Annotated in this window: 10 protein-coding genes, 2 tRNA genes and 3 rRNA genes; 4 read left to right on the top strand and 11 right to left on the bottom strand. The window is 46.2% G+C overall.

Features of this window, described 5'->3' with window-relative positions; genetic code table 11:
* Positions 1-367: 367 nt before the first annotated feature.
* Positions 368-2203, top strand: a complete 1836-nt coding sequence (gene typA, locus PATL_RS05235) for a translational GTPase TypA (RefSeq protein WP_041713387.1) — start codon at positions 368-370, stop codon at positions 2201-2203.
* Positions 2204-2269: 66 nt separating this feature from the next.
* On the opposite strand, the gene PATL_RS05230 is transcribed toward typA, so the two are convergent.
* The 4 genes from PATL_RS05230 to hutC all read right to left on the bottom strand — a co-directional run bounded on the left by PATL_RS05230 (position 2270) and on the right by hutC (position 7099).
* On the bottom strand, positions 2270-3052 hold the full coding sequence (locus tag PATL_RS05230; RefSeq protein WP_011573890.1) for a peptidylprolyl isomerase: 783 nt from the start codon (positions 3050-3052) through the stop codon (positions 2270-2272).
* Between the two features lie 96 nt (positions 3053-3148).
* Positions 3149-4678, bottom strand: coding sequence for a histidine ammonia-lyase (gene hutH, locus PATL_RS05225; protein WP_011573889.1), 1530 nt, complete (start codon positions 4676-4678; stop codon positions 3149-3151).
* A gap of 2 nt (positions 4679-4680) precedes the next feature.
* On the bottom strand, positions 4681-6381 hold the full coding sequence (gene hutU / locus PATL_RS05220; RefSeq protein WP_011573888.1) for a urocanate hydratase: 1701 nt from the start codon (positions 6379-6381) through the stop codon (positions 4681-4683).
* A complete protein-coding gene (gene hutC / locus PATL_RS05215) occupies positions 6365-7099 on the bottom strand; it encodes a histidine utilization repressor (RefSeq protein ID WP_011573887.1) in 735 nt (244 codons plus the stop codon). Before hutC ends, hutU begins: the two co-directional genes overlap by 17 nt.
* A gap of 96 nt (positions 7100-7195) precedes the next feature.
* Here hutC and hutI point away from each other — a divergent pair, with 96 nt between their 5' ends.
* Together hutI and hutG are read left to right on the top strand one after the other, a co-directional pair.
* A complete protein-coding gene (gene hutI / locus PATL_RS05210; RefSeq protein WP_011573886.1) occupies positions 7196-8419 on the top strand; it encodes an imidazolonepropionase in 1224 nt (407 codons plus the stop codon).
* 1 nt (position 8420) lies between these two features.
* Positions 8421-9383, top strand: a complete 963-nt coding sequence (hutG, locus tag PATL_RS05205; RefSeq protein ID WP_041713384.1) for a formimidoylglutamase — start codon at positions 8421-8423, stop codon at positions 9381-9383.
* A 70-nt stretch (positions 9384-9453) separates the two neighbouring features.
* Here hutG and PATL_RS05200 read toward each other — a convergent pair whose 3' ends face one another.
* From PATL_RS05200 to PATL_RS05175, 6 genes are all read right to left on the bottom strand, one after another.
* The gene (locus tag PATL_RS05200) at positions 9454-10110 is read right to left on the bottom strand and encodes a nitroreductase family protein (protein WP_011573884.1); all 657 of its coding nucleotides are present in this window, start codon (positions 10108-10110) and stop codon (positions 9454-9456) included.
* A 605-nt stretch (positions 10111-10715) separates the two neighbouring features.
* Positions 10716-10831, bottom strand: a 5S ribosomal RNA gene (rrf, locus tag PATL_RS05195).
* A 162-nt stretch (positions 10832-10993) separates the two neighbouring features.
* Positions 10994-13878, bottom strand: a 23S ribosomal RNA gene (locus PATL_RS05190).
* Between the two features lie 379 nt (positions 13879-14257).
* Positions 14258-14334: transfer RNA gene (locus tag PATL_RS05185), tRNA-Ile, on the bottom strand.
* Positions 14335-14352: 18 nt separating this feature from the next.
* Positions 14353-14428, bottom strand: a tRNA-Ala gene (locus PATL_RS05180).
* A 103-nt stretch (positions 14429-14531) separates the two neighbouring features.
* A 16S ribosomal RNA gene (locus PATL_RS05175) occupies positions 14532-16064 on the bottom strand.
* Together the 16S, 23S and 5S rRNA genes with 2 tRNA genes alongside form the textbook arrangement of a ribosomal RNA operon.
* Before the next feature lie 553 nt (positions 16065-16617).
* Between PATL_RS05175 and PATL_RS05170 the strand changes: the two genes are divergently transcribed.
* A complete protein-coding gene (locus tag PATL_RS05170) occupies positions 16618-17391 on the top strand; it encodes a hypothetical protein (protein ID WP_011573883.1) in 774 nt (257 codons plus the stop codon).
* A gap of 390 nt (positions 17392-17781) precedes the next feature.
* On the opposite strand, the gene rplQ is transcribed toward PATL_RS05170, so the two are convergent.
* On the bottom strand, positions 17782-18183 hold the full coding sequence (gene rplQ / locus PATL_RS05165; protein ID WP_006990557.1) for a 50S ribosomal protein L17: 402 nt from the start codon (positions 18181-18183) through the stop codon (positions 17782-17784).
* Positions 18184-18200: the final 17 nt, after the last annotated feature.

Here is an 18200-nt window from a genome sequence, read left to right as displayed (position 1 = left end):
CCAGAATAAACGGTAATGTATAAATAACGTTGGTATTGGTTAACTTAGCAATTTTCGAAGCGATAATCATGCCAATCATAATAAAGGCGAAATCGCGGTTATTTGGGCTTTTCAAGTGGACACGGCTTGTTGCGCCCAGCACCAATGCACCAATCGAGAGCAAAAGCGCACCATTACCATGCATAAGAGGATTTATCCCTTCTCTATGCCAAAGTAGGTGACACTTATTAGTGCAAATACAAATCTAAAAAGTTAAATCCGCATAAAAACTAAATGGTGTTCGCAAAATGCACATTATAACTGTACAATCCGCGCCCTATAAATTCCGTTAATGGTGGGTAAATCCACCCATACTAGAGAAAATATCATGAGCGCATCGCAAACCTCGACTGACAACTTGAGGAACATAGCAATTATTGCCCACGTTGACCACGGTAAAACCACCTTAGTCGACAAACTTTTACAACAGTCCGGTACGCTTGAGAGCAGAGGCGCTGCTGAAGAACGGGTTATGGATTCTAACGATATCGAGAAAGAACGCGGTATTACCATACTTGCTAAGAACACTGCGATCCGTTGGAATGACTACCGCATTAACATTGTAGACACCCCTGGACACGCCGATTTCGGTGGTGAGGTAGAGCGTGTTATGTCAATGGCCGACTCCGTATTGTTGTTAGTTGATGCGCAAGAAGGCCCTATGCCACAAACGCGCTTTGTAACACAAAAAGCGTTTGCTCAAGGCTTGAAGCCGATTGTTGTTATTAACAAAATCGATAAGCCTGGCGCGCGTCCTGATTGGGTTATTGATCAAGTTTTTGATTTGTTTGACAATTTAGGTGCCACTGACGATCAGCTTGATTTTCAAGTCGTTTACGCTTCTGCACTTAACGGTTGGGCTTCAAACGATGCCGATAAGCCAAGCGAAGATATGACACCGTTGTTCGAAACTATCGTTAAGCATGTAAATGCACCTGATGCAGACATCGATGGTCCTTTCCAAATGCAAATTTCTCAGCTTGATTACAACTCATATGTTGGTGTAATCGGTGTTGGCCGTGTTACGCGTGGTTCAATTAAAACCAACCAAGCAGTAACGGTTATCGGTGCTGATGGTAAGAAACGTAACGGCAAAATGGGCCAAGTTTTAGGCTACATGGGCTTAGACAGAATGGAAGTCGATGTTGCTAACGCTGGTGACATTATTGCGGTTACCGGTTTAGGTGAGCTTAAAATTTCTGACACTATTTGTGATCAGAACACAGTTGAAGCCTTACCGCCGTTATCAGTTGATGAACCAACAGTAACGATGACATTCCAAGTAAACACCTCACCATTTTGTGGTAAAGAAGGTAAATACGTCACTTCGCGTAACATCCTTGAACGTTTACAAGATGAGCTAATTCACAACGTTGCACTACGTGTAGACGAGACACCTGATCCGGACAAATTCCGTGTATCTGGTCGTGGTGAATTACACTTGGGTATCTTGATTGAAAACATGCGTCGTGAAGGTTACGAGCTTGCTGTATCACGCCCAGAAGTAATTTTGCGTGAGGTTGACGGTAAATTAGAAGAACCGTTTGAAACTGTAACTATCGATGTTCAAGAAGACCATCAAGGTTCAATCATGGAGCAAATTGGCTTACGTAAAGGTGAGCTAACTAACATGTCTCCAGATGGTAAAGGCCGTATTCGTATGGACTTCATCATTCCTAGCCGTGGCTTGATTGGTTTCCAAACTGATTTCATGACCATGACTTCAGGTTCTGGCTTGATGTATCACACGTTTGACCATTATGGTCCGCACAAAGGTGGTAACATTGGTCAGCGTAAAAACGGTGTATTGATTGCTAACGCAACAGGTAAAGCACTAACCAACGCATTGTTTAACCTACAAGAGCGCGGCCGTTTATTTATCGGTCACGGTGTTGAAGTTTACGAAGGCATGGTTATTGGTATCCACAGCCGTGATAACGACCTTACAGTTAACGCCCTTAAAGGCAAGCAGTTAACCAACGTTCGTGCATCTGGTACAGATGAAGCACAATCTTTGGTTCCACCAGTCGTGCTTTCACTTGAGCAAGCGTTGGAATTCATTGATAACGACGAGCTAGTTGAAGTGACACCTAAGAGCATTCGTATCCGTAAGAAGTTATTAACGGAAAACGATCGTAAGCGCGCAGGTCGTTCAAAAGACTAATCAGTCTTACCTATCTAATAAAAGCGGCTCACATGAGCCGTTTTTTTTTGCTTTCACAAAGTGTTATTACGCAGATAACCTGCGCACAAAACGCAGTGCTGCTAGGCCTATCAAACTTAAAAATCCAAGACTGCCGCCAGAGCTACCTGAACTTCCTCCGCCGCTTGTGTCTTGATTGATTAATGTGTTGGCCACAGGACTCAATTCTGAGTGTGTCACACTGGCTGAGTCAGTCACCACTACATCACTGATAATGACCAAGTGTTGGTCTGTTACCTCTGTCCCTGCTGACAAATCTGCTTGAGTATAATCACGCAAAGGCGCTGCGCTTGCCGCGCCCCCTAAATCAAATCGGTTAAGGGTGGCGATAGCATCGATAATCTCCATACCGTCACCTAGGACTTGACCAAAAACGGTGAAACCGCCATTTTGCACATCGAGGTTTGCGCTGTTGTTGTTAAGATTAACAAACCACTGAGATGTTGCACTGTTCGCATTGCCGCTCAATTTGGCCATAGCAATAGTGCCGCGCACGTTCGAAAGCTCAGGCTCATTTGCAACCGAACTCCCCGTTGGTACGCCATCGAGTGGTAGTGCGTTATTGTATTGAAAACCACCCGCTTGAATAACGAACCCGGGCTCTGAACGGTGTACTACGTTATTAGCATAAGCCCCAGAATTTACGTAGCTCAGGAAGTTATCTACTGTTTGCGGGGTTGTGTTATCGAACAGATTGATGTTTACATCACCGAGTACCGTTCGAATTTGCACTTCCGTCGCATGCGTTATATTCACTGCCGAGCAGTATAATCCTGCGACGAGCACAGTGTGTTTTAATTTAGGCTTCATGTATTAAATCATTTAAGTGGTTAAACAAGCCGCTAGATTAAAGCAATTGCACTGAGTGATTCTTAACAAATTGTAATCTTTTTCAGGTACACACTTTCAAAGAAGCTGAATATCTTGCTGCACCAAGTCGCTTAGAGAATGGCGAGTAATTAATAATTTGGCTTGCTCAATGTCCGGAGAAAAGTACCTGTCTTTATCGTAGAAAGTGACCTTGCTGCGCATCAAAGCGTGCACACTTTGCAACTGCGTACTGGTTTTTAAGGGAAATCGAAAATCGATACCTTGAGAAGCCGCCAACCATTCAATAGCCAAAATGCCCGCGACGTTATCAAAAATATCTCGTAGCCTTCTTCCCGCAAACGTCGCCATGGAGACGTGATCTTCCTGATTGGCAGAGGTGGGCAAGGAATCGATCGACGCAGGATGAGCGTAGCTTTTATTCTCGCTGGCTAGCGCGGCGCTTGTTACTTGTGCAATCATAAAACCAGAATTCACCCCGCCATTGTCCACCAAAAAAGGCGGCAAACCGCTTAAGCTAGAGTCAATGAGTAACGCCATGCGTCGCTCTGAAAGCGCGCCAATTTCTGCGAGGGCAATGGCGAGCATATCAGCGGCCATGGCCACGGTTTCAGCATGAAAATTACCGCCAGAAAGAACGTCGTCCGACTCTGAAAAGACGATTGGGTTATCCGACACGCCATTTGCTTCGGTGACAAGAATCTGTTTGGCGAAACGCATTTGCTGCAGGCATGCTCCCATCACTTGTGGCTGGCACCTTAAAGAGTATGGGTCTTGTACCTTCTCACACCCTCCATGTGATTTGCCTATTTCAGATTCCTGTAGCAAAGTTCTAAATCCTGTTGCCACGTCTATTTGTGCTTGATGCCCCCGGACAATATGAATACGCTCGTTGAAAGGCACACGAGAGCCAAGCGCTGCATCAACAGATAACGCGCCAATAGCGATAGAACTCGTTAAGGCATTTTCAGCATAAAACAGCCCTTGCAAGGCAAACGCCGTTGATGCTTGCGTACCATTTAACAGTGCTAAGCCTTCCTTAGGCGCTAATGAAATAGGCTGCAAGCCAGCGATCATCAGCCCTTTCTCGGCGGAAATCTGATTTCCTTGATATATGACCTCACCTTCCCCCAAAAGAACCGCGCTCATATGCGCAAGAGGGGCCAAATCACCAGACGCGCCTACTGAACCTTTTTCGGGTATTGCCGGATACACTTGATGATTGTACAAAGCGATCAATGCTTCTATAACGATTAATCGAATACCTGAGTAGCCTCTTGCTAGTGAATTGATTTTCAATAGCATAAGGAGTCTAACGGTCGATGCAGACATAAGTGTGCCAATACCAGCCGCATGCGACAGCACGATACTTCGCTGCAATAACTCGAGTTCATCCACCTCAATCTTAGTATTCGCCAGAAGCCCAAAACCGGTATTGATACCATATACGGTGCGACCTTGGGTTATGACATCTCGTACGGTTTGTTCTGCGCTATGAATGCGCTCAAAACTATCGGGGGCGAGCGTGATTGGCACATGACGCCTGTGTACTTGACGCATCGTTTCTATGGTTAACTTCCCAGGTTGAAGAAGATACTTCTGCTCCATTATTACACCTCCCCCTGTGGGTTTATGCTAGTCACTCGATCGCTTTGCATGGGTAAATCGAGCTTATGACGTTTAGCGCACTGCTTAGCGATTTCGTAGCCTGCGTCAGCGTGGCGCATAACGCCGGTGGCCGGGTCATTATGTAAAACGCGAGCTATGCGCTTATCAGCTTCTTCGCTACCGTCACAGACAATCACCATGCCCGAGTGCTGGCTGAACCCCATCCCAACACCACCACCGTGATGCAAGCTCACCCATGTCGCGCCCGAAGCCGTATTCAACATGGCGTTTAGTAAAGGCCAATCAGAAACAGCATCAGAACCATCAAGCATACCTTCAGTCTCGCGGTTCGGTGATGCCACTGAGCCTGAATCCAAATGATCTCGCCCAATAACAATAGGAGCGGTCAATTCGCCGGTGCGCACCATTTCATTAAAAGCCAATCCCAATTTTTGCCTTTCCCCCAAGCCAACCCAACAAATACGCGCTGGTAAACCTTGAAATTGAATACGCTGTCTGGCCATATCTAGCCAATGATGCAAATGTTCGTTGTCGGGAATAAGCTCTTTTACCTTAGCATCAGTTTTGTAGATGTCTTGTGGGTCACCTGATAAGGCCACCCAGCGAAATGGCCCTATGCCTTGGCAGAATAAGGGGCGAATGTAAGCAGGCACAAAGCCTGGAAAATCAAAGGCGTTTAGTACTCCTTCATCCAGCGCCATCTGACGAATATTATTACCATAGTCTAGTGTTGCAGCGCCTTTAGCTTGCAAACCAAGCATGGCTTCAACATGTATTGCCATAGACTGTTTCGCTGCTTTTACCACGCTCGCTTCGTTTACGGCGCGCGTTTGGGCTGCTTGAGCCAACGTCCAACCCTTAGGTAAATATCCGTTCAAAGGGTCGTGGGCACTCGTTTGATCCGTAACCACGTCGGGGGTAATGCCCTTGGCGAGTATGTCGGGAAAGACGTCCGCGGCATTACCAACCAAGCCGATAGATATTGGTTTATTAGCGGCTCTTGCCGCATCAATTCGCGCTATCGCTTGGCTTAGCGAAGCTGCTTTTTCATCTAAATAACCTGTTTTAATTCGAAAATCGATCCGACTTTCATCCACCTCTACAGCCAACATTGAGAACCCGGCCATGGTAGCGGCCAGTGGTTGAGCGCCCCCCATTCCCCCGAGTCCAGCGGTTAATATCCATCGTCCCTGTGAGTTGCCCTCAAAGTGTGCTTTGGCCACGCTGACGAAGGTTTCGTATGTGCCTTGTACTATGCCCTGAGAGCCAATATAGATCCAAGAGCCAGCCGTCATTTGCCCATACATCATCAAGCCTTTTTTATCGAGCTCGTTGAAGTGCTCCCAGTTAGCCCAGTGAGGAACGAGATTTGAGTTCGCTATCAGTACCCTAGGCGCATTCTCATGGGTTGTGAAAACGCCCACAGGCTTTCCACTTTGCACTAATAGCGTTTCGTCATTGTTCATACGGGTTAGCACTTCAACGATTTTGTCATAGCAAGACCAATCCCTCGCGGCTCGTCCGATGCCGCCGTACACAACAAGCGCATGAGGATGTTCCGCCACTTCGGCATCAAGGTTATTCATTAACATTCGTAGGGCCGCTTCTGTCTGCCAACTCTTAGCTGTCAAAGTGCTCCCTCTTGCTGCTCGGATGGTGCGATTTCTATCGAGACGTTGCATTCTCACTCCTAATAGAACGGGAGAAATCGAGATGTCCTCCGATGCGGTAACGATTTCCTGGGTGGAATAACAAGGCGTAACTCACGATCCCTTTGGCTGAAAATGTACGACGACTCACTTGCAAACAGGGCTGGTTATTATCGATTGCTAAAACTTGAGCCACACTGTTAGTAGGCAATATCGCTTCAATAGCATGATCCGCTTGAGTCAACGGCGCGACGCTATTTAGATAATGGTTAGCCGTCGTCTGGCTGAAGTCCTGTTCTAGGTATTGCGGAGCCCATTTAGGATTAACTAGGCGATCTTCAAGTTGTACTGGCTGGGCATTCTCTAAGTGTACGACTCGAGTATGAAACAGGTCTGTACCGACCATAATGTCAAACCAAGCGGCTTGCTGATTATTGGCTTTAACGCATTTTTGACTGAGTACCTCATTGCTGTAGTCATGGCCACGACGCATAATTTCATCGTCTATACTTCGAATTTCCAGCAATGCGCTCATGGGGCGATGATCGCTTACAAATGTACCCACCCCTTGGCTGCGCGCCAGTACGCCTTCATCGACCAGTTCAGTTAACGCGCGCCTTGCGGTCATACGGCTGACCTGAAATGTTTCTGCTAACTGATTTTCTGAGCCAACCTTGTCTCCGGGCTTCATTTTCCCAGACTCGATTTTATCTATTATGGCCGACTTAATTAAAACGTATCTTGGTTGCATTAATAGCTCCTGTTAGTTTGGCTAACTTACCCCAATAAACTTGTATATACAAGTATGTACAAGTAAGCTTAATTCTAAAATGGTGCGAGGTAGTAAATGAATCAGAATGCAGATTTCTGTATTAACAATGTCAATATAGCGACGATGCGCTCCACTAAGCAGACAGAAAATGATCCATACGGCATAAGAGAAAACGCCTGTATTTTCATTAAAAACGGCCTTATAGACGCAATTGAGCCGGCGAAAAGACGACTAAGTAGCACAATTAAAACGTTTGACGCACAAAGGAAATGGCTACTACCCGGTTTGATTGATTGTCACACTCATTTAGTGTTTGCAGGCAACCGCGCACTAGAGTTTGAGATGCGCCAGCAGGGCATGAGTTACGCGCAAATAGCGCAACGAGGTGGGGGTATTCGAAGTACAGTTAATGCCACACGTTTAGCCTCCTATGAGGGCTTACTCAATTCTGCCATAGGCCGCGCAGCACGCTTAGTTGAAGAAGGGGTAACCACGATTGAAATCAAGTCTGGTTATGGTCTTGATTTAGCAACAGAGCTTCGTATGTTGCAGGTGGCCAAAGATATCGAATCATATTTACTGGTCAATATTCAGCCGACCTATCTCGGAGCACATAGCGTACCGTTTGAATTTCACGAAGACCCAGATGCTTATGTGGACTTTGTTTGTGAGCACGTCATGCCAGAAGTCATTAAGCAAGGGATAGCGACCAGTGTTGATGTGTTCTGTGAGTCAATCGCGTTTAGCCCAGTGCAATGTGAAAAAGTATTCCGTTCGGCTAAGCATTATGGTTTGAATATAAAAGCCCATGTAGAGCAATTATCTGATCTGAAAGGTGCGAGGTTAGCTGCCAAATTTAACGCATTGTCCGTTGACCATATCGAATACCTGCCACCTGACGATGTACCCGCAATCGCCAAATCTAATACCGTAGCTGTACTGTTACCTGGTGCGTTTTATCACCTACGCGAAACCCAACGCCCCCCTTTAACAGCTCTTCGCCGACATCATGTACCAATAGCCTTGGCGAGCGACCTCAATCCCGGCAGCTCGCCTGTAGCATCATTACTAACGATCATGAATATGGGTTGCATATTATTTGGTATGACACCCGCAGAAGCGTTATCGGGTGTCACACGAAATGCGGCGCAGGCTCTAGGTCTAGCTCAGAAGGGACAAATTTCATCAGGTTTTGATGCAGATATGTGTTTATGGGACATACAACATCCTAATGAACTAAGCTACGGCATTAACCAAATTCGTCCGACTCGTGTTTGGGTTAATGGTAAAGAGCGCTGATATGAACAATACATTTATATGGCAGGGGCGCACTGATGATGAAGATAAGGCGCGTGGGTTAAGGTGGCATCAGGTTGTAAACCAAAAAGCGAGCTCTACAACTAACCCGCACTGTTGTTTAATTGGCCTCGCGTGCGATCTGGGCGTGAAAGAAAACAAAGGTAGAGTTGGTGCAAAAACGGGCCCAAATGCCATTCGTTCCGCCCTAGCCAACTTACCGTATCAGCACAATGTCAGTTTGCTTGATAAAGGCGATGTAGTCGCCAACGAATGCCTAGATTCCTGTCAGCAAAATTATGCAACTGAGGTATCAAAAGCGCTTAAGCAAAACTGTTTTGTTATTGGTTTAGGCGGCGGACATGAGATAGCTTGGGGAAGTTACCTAGGTTTACAGCATGCATTCAACAACTCTGATGTAGCAAAGGATAATTCAAAACGTATCGGCATTATTAACTTCGACGCGCACTTTGATCTACGTTTACCAGCACCGCATGCTAGTTCTGGAACCCCGTTTAGACAAATTCACCAGTACTGTACCGAGCATTCTCTACCATTTGACTACGCGTGTTTAGGAATAGCCAAGACCGCCAACACATTAGCATTATTTGATAGTGCAGCAATGACGGGCACACGATTTCTACTCGACGAAGATTGCTCAGTAGATAAAGCGATATCATTGCTTACTCCGATGTTGAGCGAAATTGACTTGCTGTATGTCACGATATGTCTTGATGCATTCTCAAGCGCTAATGCGCCGGGGGTAAGCGCGCCAAGCACATTGGGTATCGAGATACCCTTTGTATTGCAAATCCTGAGATGGCTCGCCGCAAATCAGAACAAACTTGGTTATCAGTGGGCTTTAACGGATGTAGCAGAAATGAATCCCACTTACGATATCGACCAGCGAACAACTAAACTAGCAGCAAGGCTGTTATTCGAAGTAGTAAATGCGAAATTCCCTTAACAACGTCCAAGAGTAACCAGAGATTAAATCTTGGCTGGTTACTCTTGGACAGAACAGTTAATTAAATGCCCTATACAACCGCAATGATTTCCTCAATGGCTAGGCGAGCTTTAGGCAAGCCATAGTTCCAATCGTCATCGGTATTTTGATAGCCCATAGCCAAGGCTACTTCACAAATGTGACCATCAAGCTCGTCACTGAATTTCTCACCAATCAACTCTTTATCAACTCCTTCCATCGGTGTAGATGCGATACCTAATCGTGCAAGTGTGTGCATAATATTGCCAAGTGCTAGATACACTTGCGCTTTGGTCCAACTGCCATTGTATCCACTCTCGTCCGTATTCATTTCAGCAAAAGCGTATGCCCCCATAAAGGAATCTCGCATGTCCGCGGGCAAGTGACCTGAACTCACCTCTGCATCAACACGTTTAACAAACTTTTCTTTAGTAAAGTGCGGGTCGTATGCCAGTAGAAGAGTATGTGATGCTTCTTTCGCATGGTGCTGGTTAAACTGATGTTTATTTGCAAACGTATCATGTAAGCGTTGCTTCCCTTCATCACTTTCAACTAGGATAAATTTCCAAGGTTGCGAATTAATTGATGAAGCGGATAAGCGGATCGCTTCTTTAATAACGGCGATATCTTCATCCGAAATCCGCTTAGACGTATCGTATTTTTTCACTGTATAACGCGTGCTTAAATCTTTGATAATTTGGTGAGACATTATTAACCGCCTTGTTTGTAAGGATATCTAAAAGTATGGATGCAATTGTATGCGCTTTTGAGGCAACTGATAATTAGGCAAAACATTGAAAGACTTTATTGATTACTTTGACAATCTAAATGAACTGGAAGGCCCTTTTTTAGAAACGCTAAATCCCCCCTTGCCATACACCAACTCCATTAAATAATTAGCCACACAACGAAAATTTAAAGGACTTATACCAATCCGCATTAATACAGGATTTATCATTGCTCGATTATCGTTTGCGCGAGAGCGCTTAGGATGAAGTCACCTTGGTGATGTGTCTCGGTTGCCTTTGGTATTTTCTGTGTCGCAGAAACGAAAAAAGCCACCCGATTAAGGTGGCTTCATTCTAAATGGGAGTCTGGGTAAGGCTGGTATCTTTAGTTGCACAGCAACGTCCAGCCGCACGACACGCCATGGAGGGCGTGGCTGCCACTTTGTCGCGGGGAATGCTTCATCATGGACGTGTCTATACCGTATTTGATACTTCCCTGGAGGTTTATTGCTGATTCGCTTTGCGCGAAACGCATATACGAAAAAGCCCTGACCGTTTTTTGTTCAGGGCTTTTCGTGTAATGGGAGTCTGGCAGTGTGCTACTCTCGCATGGGGAAACCCCATACTACCATCGCCGCTAATGCGTTTCACTTCTGAGTTCGAGATGGGATCAGGTGGGGCCGCATCGCTATGGCCGCCAGACATAAACTGTTATCTATCAAGCCGCAGCTTAATAAATCAATATGTAAAAGCTGATGCCGCGCCTATTAAGGTCTGGCTGTAATCATCGCTAAATCTCTTTAGTCTTACTCTTGATTTCAATACTTGTCATACAAACAACATCCAAAGTCATTTGGGCGTTGTATGGTTAAGCCTCACGGGCAATTAGTACAGGTTAGCTTAACGCCTTGCAACGCTTCCACATCCTGCCTATCAACGTCGTAGTCTTCAACAACCCTTTAGGACAGTTAAACTGCCAGGGATGACTCATCTTGGGGCTCGCTTCCCGCTTAGATGCTTTCAGCGGTTATCGATTCCGAACGTAGCTACCGGGCAATGCTTTTGGCAAAACAACCCGAACACCAGCGGTTCGTCCACTCCGGTCCTCTCGTACTAGGAGCAGCTCCCCTCAATCATCCAACGCCCACACCAGATAGGGACCGAACTGTCTCACGACGTTCTAAACCCAGCTCGCGTACCACTTTAAATGGCGAACAGCCATACCCTTGGGACCGACTTCAGCCCCAGGATGTGATGAGCCGACATCGAGGTGCCAAACACCGCCGTCGATATGAACTCTTGGGCGGTATCAGCCTGTTATCCCCGGAGTACCTTTTATCCGTTGAGCGATGGCCCTTCCATACAGAACCACCGGATCACTATGACCTACTTTCGTACCTGCTCGACGTGTCTGTCTCGCAGTTAAGCTGGCTTATGCCATTGCACTAACCTCCTGATGTCCGACCAGGATTAGCCAACCTTCGTGCTCCTCCGTTACTCTTTGGGAGGAGACCGCCCCAGTCAAACTACCCACCAGGCACTGTCCGCATTCCCGATAAGGGAACAACGTTAGAACATCAAACGTACAAGGGTGGTATTTCAAGGTTGACTCCACGCAAACTGGCGTTCACGCTTCAAAGTCTCCCACCTATCCTACACATGTAGGGTCAATGTTCAGTGCCAAGCTATAGTAAAGGTTCACGGGGTCTTTCCGTCTAGGTGCGGGTACACAGCATCTTCACTGCGATTTCAATTTCACTGAGTCTCGGGTGGAGACAGCGTGGCCATGGTTACACCATTCGTGCAGGTCGGAACTTACCCGACAAGGAATTTCGCTACCTTAGGACCGTTATAGTTACGGCCGCCGTTTACCGGGGCTTCGATCAAGAGCTTCGCTTGCGCTAACCCCATCAATTAACCTTCCGGCACCGGGCAGGTGTCACACCGTATACGTCATCTTTCGATTTAGCACAGTGCTGTGTTTTTAATAAACAGTCCCAGCCACCTTTTCACTGCGGCCCCCATTCGCTCAAAGAGCAAGTCTCATCACAAACAGGGGCGTACCTTCTCCCGAAGTTACGGTACGATTTTGCCGAGTTCCTTCACCCGAGTTCTCTCAAGCGCCTTAGTATTCTCTACCTGACCACCTGTGTCGGTTTGGGGTACGGTTCGATATATCATAAGTTTAGAGGCTTTTCCTGGAAGCAGGGTATTTGCAACTTCAATTCCGTAGAATCTCGTCTCGTGTCTCAGGCATGTAGAATCCCGGATTTACCTAAGATTCAACCCTACACACTTTCACATAGACAACCAACGCTATGCTTGCATAACCTTCTCCGTCCCCCCATCACTGATATACCAAGTACGGAAATATTAATCCGTTTCCCATCGACTACGCATTTCTGCCTCGCCTTAGGGGCCGACTTACCCTGCCCTGATTAGCATGGGACAGGAAACCTTGGTCTTCCGGCGTGCGGGTTTTTCACCCGCATTATCGTTACTCATGTCAGCATTCGCACTTGTGATATGTCCAGCAAACCTCTCAGTTCACCTTCAGCCACTTACACAACGCTCCCCTACCACGCAAAGTAAACTTTGCGTCCGCAGCTTCGGTATATTGCTTAGCCCCGTTACATCTTCCGCGCAGGCCGACTCGACTAGTGAGCTATTACGCTTTCTTTAAAGGGTGGCTGCTTCTAAGCCAACCTCCTAGCTGTCTTAGCCTTCCCACATCGTTTCCCACTTAGCAATAATTTTGGGACCTTAGCTGGCGGTCTGGGTTGTTTCCCTCTTCACGACGGACGTTAGCACCCGCCGTGTGTCTCCCGGATAGTACTCACTGGTATTCGGAGTTTGCAAAGGGTTGGTAAGTCGGGATGACCCCCTAGCCTTAACAGTGCTCTACCCCCAGTGGTATTCGTCCGAGGCGCTACCTAAATAGCTTTCGGGGAGAACCAGCTATCTCCCGGTTTGATTGGCCTTTCACCCCCAGCCACAAGTCATCCGCTAACTTTTCAACGTTAGTCGGTTCGGTCCTCCAGTTGATGTTACTCAACCTTCAACCTGCCCATGGCTAGATCACCGGGTTTCGGGTCTATACCTTGCAACTAAAACGCGCAGTTAACACTCGCTTTCGCTACGGCTCCCCTATTCGGTTAACCTTGCTACAAAATATAAGTCGCTGACCCATTATACAAAAGGTACGCAGTCACAGAACAAGTCTGCTCCCACTGCTTGTACGTATACGGTTTCAGGTTCTATTTCACTCCCCTCACAGGGGTTCTTTTCGCCTTTCCCTCACGGTACTAGTTCACTATCGGTCAGTTAGGAGTATTTAGCCTTGGAGGATGGTCCCCCCATGTTCAGTCAAGATAACACGTGTCCCGACCTACTCGATTTCACTTAAAATTCGCGTTCGTGTACAGGGCTATCACCTTGTATCGCTGTGCTTTCCAACACCTTCCACTCGCTTATCATTAGCTTAAGGGCTAATCCCCGTTCGCTCGCCGCTACTAGGGGAATCTCGGTTGATTTCTTTTCCTAAGGGTACTTAGATGTTTCAGTTCCCCTCGTTTGCCTCATACAGCTATGTATTCACTGTATGATACCGCCGAAGCGGTGGGTTTCCCCATTCGGACATTTGTGGATCAAAGCATTTTGTCGGCTCCCCACAACTTTTCGCAGACTTACACGTCCTTCATCGCCTCTAACTGCCTAGGCATCCACCGTATACGCTTAGTCACTTAACCATACAACCCCAAATAACCTTTAATATTTGACGTATAGACGTTACTCATAACCGAAGTTATCAGCGTATCTACTTTGTATGCGTGACAAGTATTCATTTTCAAATCAGATAGAGTAAGCTCTTAAAGAGTTCTCTTAGTTTTGATTACTTTTATCAGCTTTCCATATTGTTAAAGAACATGTGTTTGCGTTTGCACGCATTCACGTAGGGTTTAAAAAACCCTAATCAATAAATACTGAATCAGTACACATTGATTAAGGCTAATCTTTTCTACTAAAACCGAGTCTCCTATGCCGCTGTAATCTTTTCTAATCAAAGCATGTAGTGAGGACGTTTAGCCTGCTAAACGACGAACTACATAACGCAGAGTAGGAAAGATTTGGTAGGCTTGGGCAGACTTGAACTGCCGACCTCACCCTTATCAGGGGTGCGCTCTAACCAGCTGAGCTACAAGCCTATTATTGCGCAAGCAATTTGGTGGAGCTAAGCAGGATCGAACTGCTGACCTCCTGCGTGCAAGGCAGGCGCTCTCCCAGCTGAGCTATAGCCCCTCTTAAATCGACATCAGTCTTTTTAAAGAGTCTCTCGGTTCTTCTTTACTAACAACAAAACAATCTGTGTGAACACTCAGCCTGATGAGGCCTAACCTAATAGTAAGGAGGTGATCCAACCCCAGGTTCCCCTAGGGTTACCTTGTTACGACTTCACCCCAGTCATGAATCACAAAGTGGTAACCGTCCTCCCGAAGGTTAAACTAGCTACTTCTTTTGCAACCCACTCCCATGGTGTGACGGGCGGTGTGTACAAGGCCCGGGAACGTATTCACCGCAACATTCTGATTTGCGATTACTAGCGATTCCGACTTCATGGAGTCGAGTTGCAGACTCCAATCCGGACTACGACGAGCTTTAAGGGATCCGCTTACTCTCGCAAGTTTGCTTCCCTCTGTACTCGCCATTGTAGCACGTGTGTAGCCCTACTCGTAAGGGCCATGATGACTTGACGTCGTCCCCACCTTCCTCCGGTTTGTCACCGGCAGTCTCCTTAGAGTGCCCAACTTAAGGCTGGCAACTAAGGACAGGGGTTGCGCTCGTTGCGGGACTTAACCCAACATCTCACGACACGAGCTGACGACAGCCATGCAGCACCTGTATCTAGATTCCCGAAGGCACCAATTCATCTCTGAAAAGTTTCTAGTATGTCAAGAGTAGGTAAGGTTCTTCGCGTTGCATCGAATTAAACCACATGCTCCACCGCTTGTGCGGGCCCCCGTCAATTCATTTGAGTTTTAACCTTGCGGCCGTACTCCCCAGGCGGTCTACTTATCGCGTTAGCTTCGCTACTCACGGATTAAATCCACAAACAGCTAGTAGACAGCGTTTACGGTGTGGACTACCAGGGTATCTAATCCTGTTCGCTACCCACACTTTCGCACATGAGCGTCAGTTACTGACCAGGGAGTCGCCTTCGCCACTGATGTTCCTCCAGATATCTACGCATTTCACCGCTACACCTGGAATTCCACTCCCCTCTCCAAAACTCTAGCCTGCCAGTTCTAAATGCAATTCCCAGGTTGAGCCCAGGGCTTTCACATCTAGCTTAACAAACCGCCTGCGTGCGCTTTACGCCCAGTAATTCCGATTAACGCTCGGACCCTCCGTATTACCGCGGCTGCTGGCACGGAGTTAGCCGGTCCTTCTTCTGTTGCTAACGTCACAGCTAACGGGTATTAACCGCCAACCTTTCCTCACAACTGAAAGTGCTTTACAACCCGAAGGCCTTCTTCACACACGCGGCATGGCTGCATCAGGGTTTCCCCCATTGTGCAATATTCCCCACTGCTGCCTCCCGTAGGAGTCTGGACCGTGTCTCAGTTCCAGTGTGGCTGATCTTCCTCTCAGAACAGCTAGAGATCGTCGCCTTGGTGAGCCTTTACCTCACCAACAAGCTAATCTCGCTTAGGCTACTCTTTGCGCGGGAGCCGAAGCCCCCTTTGGTCCGAAGACGTTATGCGGTATTAGCTATCGTTTCCAATAGTTATCCCCCACACAAAGGCATATTCCTAAGTATTACTCACCCGTCCGCCACTCGTCATCTTCTAGCAAGCTAGAAATGTTACCGTTCGACTTGCATGTGTTAGGCCTGCCGCCAGCGTTCAATCTGAGCCATGATCAAACTCTTCAATTAAATATTTATCGAACATGAATTTTTTTTGGTAGACACTCATCAAGTGAGTGCCCACACAGATTGTCTTGTTATTAATTGTTAAAGAACAGTGCTACCGAAGTAGCGTACTTCCTTGGAAGCGGCTTAAGATGCTGTCCGTGGACCCTCTTAAGCGGGAGGCGTATAATACGCTCTCAAGTTTCGATGTCAAGGCGTTATTTTTATTTAATTTCGAATCAATTTTTGACGTGGATCACAAACTGAAAAACTAAACTAAACCGCCTTACATCACGCTGATTAAAGTCTTCATAAAAGCCTTAAATCACCTAGTGAAAACCAGTGTCGGTGCAGCTGTTTTAGCGGCTGTCCCGAAGCGAGAGGCGCATTATAGAGATCCCTTTTTTGATCGCAAGTGTTTATTTCAAAAAATGCTAAATAAAGCCTGTAGAGAATGTTTTTTGAACAAAACTCGCGCTTTACTGTCTATTTAGTAAATTTGTTGTTAAGTTTAGACTCTTAAGTGGCACGGATGTCATAACGTAGAAGTCAGTTTTAGTTATTGGATATCTGAAAAATGAAAAAAATAATAAAAGTAGCGTTCATTGCGAGCTTAATTTCGTCCGTATACAGTGTCGGTGCTCAAGAAGCTGAGGTTTCGAATGATAACCATGCAACTAGTTCATTCGTAAAACGTCAAGTCGCTCAAAATATGTCGATAGGTCGTGCCGTCAAAAGTATTGCTAGTAATTACCCACAAGAAACATCCAGTGTGGTGAGCACGGCATTAGATATGTATCCAGATAGGTATCAAGAAATTATACATGCCGCAATATCCGCTCAGCCTATGTTGACAGAAGATATCGTCAAGATTGCTTTAGAAAAGGAAATCGCTAGTTGTACTGCGATTGTTAAAACCGCAATTAATGCTGAACCAAGCTATGTTGACTTTGTTGTAACAGCTGCAGCTAATTCAACCCCTGATGAACTGAACGAGATTGTGAGAGTCGCAGTCATTACAGAACCTGATTCCGCTGACTTTATTGTTCAGTCGTTAGCGCAACAGCACCCTAACAAAATCGTTGATATACTAACTTCTGCGATTGATGCAGTTCCGCTCGTCGGCGAGTATGTGGTTGAGGCATTGCTTGCTATCTTTCCTAACGATGCCGAAAGTGTCGTTAGTACAGCTGTTCGTGAGTCTGGGCCACAAAGAGATAATGTTAGAAGAATTATTGAGACGGCACAAAATTTCGGACTTGATGAAGACAGCATATATAAGTATGCAAAGGAAGGTGGCGCTACTGATGAAGAAATTACAGCCGCACTAAAAATTGTCACTGAACAATAGCTATCTAATTTTTAAACATTTTAATATTATCAAACCGGATTATTATCCGGTTTTTTTATAACTGTTATCACTTTGCCCTTAGCCTATATCGGCCTTGTTATGTTCCCCTCAGAGTTAACTGTTTTGTCACAGTCTGCAATGTTATTTAAGATGTGATTTCTCATATGCGTAAGGCGACTTATAGAGCATTTGCCTTAGGGTAGTTAGAGGTGAAAGATAAGTAATGAAAACCAATAGGGAGATATAATCGACTGCACACCTTGTTCTCCAGCATAGGCCTTAAAAACGGTACGCTCCTACTCGGTAGCTACAAAGTAATATTTGGTTATTCTATGAATTTCAGACATAAAAAAACCGGATTTTAATCCGGTTTTTTTATTGTAGGAATTTTTATTCCGCAGCTGCGTCTTCAGTCTCTACGACTTCTTCCACTTCTGGGCGGTCTACTAATTCTACATATGCCATTGGAGCATTATCGCCGGTACGGAAACCGCATTTTAAAATGCGAATATATCCACCAGGACGCTCTTCATAGCGAGGGCCAAGTTCATTAAATAACTTACCTACAACTTCTTTATCACCAGTACGTGCAAACGCTAAACGGCGATTTGCAACACTGTCTTGCTTAGCAAGTGTGATAAGAGGTTCAATTACGCGACGTAGTTCTTTCGCTTTAGGAAGAGTTGTTTTAATCAACTCACTCTTCACCAATGAGCCAGCCATATTGCGAAACATCGCTTGACGGTGACTACTATTACGATTCAACTGACGACCACTCTTACGATGGCGCATAGTCCTATCCTTCTTTA

This window comes from Paraglaciecola sp. T6c (assembly GCF_000014225.1).
GTDB classification, from domain to species: Bacteria; Pseudomonadota; Gammaproteobacteria; order Enterobacterales; family Alteromonadaceae; genus Paraglaciecola; species Paraglaciecola atlantica_A.
The sequence above is the reverse complement of the archived record's forward strand: the minus strand, read 5'-3'. Positions and strand labels throughout refer to the sequence as shown.

Excerpts from the sequence above, each read along its gene's own strand:
- typA (WP_041713387.1), top strand. The coding sequence starts at position 368 with ATGAGCGCATCGCAAACCTCGACTGACAACTTGAGGAACATAGCAATT.
- PATL_RS05230 (WP_011573890.1), bottom strand. The coding sequence starts at position 3,052 with ATGAAGCCTAAATTAAAACACACTGTGCTCGTCGCAGGATTATACTGC.
- hutH (WP_011573889.1), bottom strand. The coding sequence starts at position 4,678 with ATGGAGCAGAAGTATCTTCTTCAACCTGGGAAGTTAACCATAGAAACG.
- hutU (WP_011573888.1), bottom strand. The coding sequence starts at position 6,381 with ATGCAACGTCTCGATAGAAATCGCACCATCCGAGCAGCAAGAGGGAGC.
- hutC (WP_011573887.1), bottom strand. The coding sequence starts at position 7,099 with ATGCAACCAAGATACGTTTTAATTAAGTCGGCCATAATAGATAAAATC.
- hutI (WP_011573886.1), top strand. The coding sequence starts at position 7,196 with ATGAATCAGAATGCAGATTTCTGTATTAACAATGTCAATATAGCGACG.
- hutG (WP_041713384.1), top strand. The coding sequence starts at position 8,421 with ATGAACAATACATTTATATGGCAGGGGCGCACTGATGATGAAGATAAG.
- PATL_RS05200 (WP_011573884.1), bottom strand. The coding sequence starts at position 10,110 with ATGTCTCACCAAATTATCAAAGATTTAAGCACGCGTTATACAGTGAAA.
- PATL_RS05170 (WP_011573883.1), top strand. The coding sequence starts at position 16,618 with ATGAAAAAAATAATAAAAGTAGCGTTCATTGCGAGCTTAATTTCGTCC.
- rplQ (WP_006990557.1), bottom strand. The coding sequence starts at position 18,183 with ATGCGCCATCGTAAGAGTGGTCGTCAGTTGAATCGTAATAGTAGTCAC.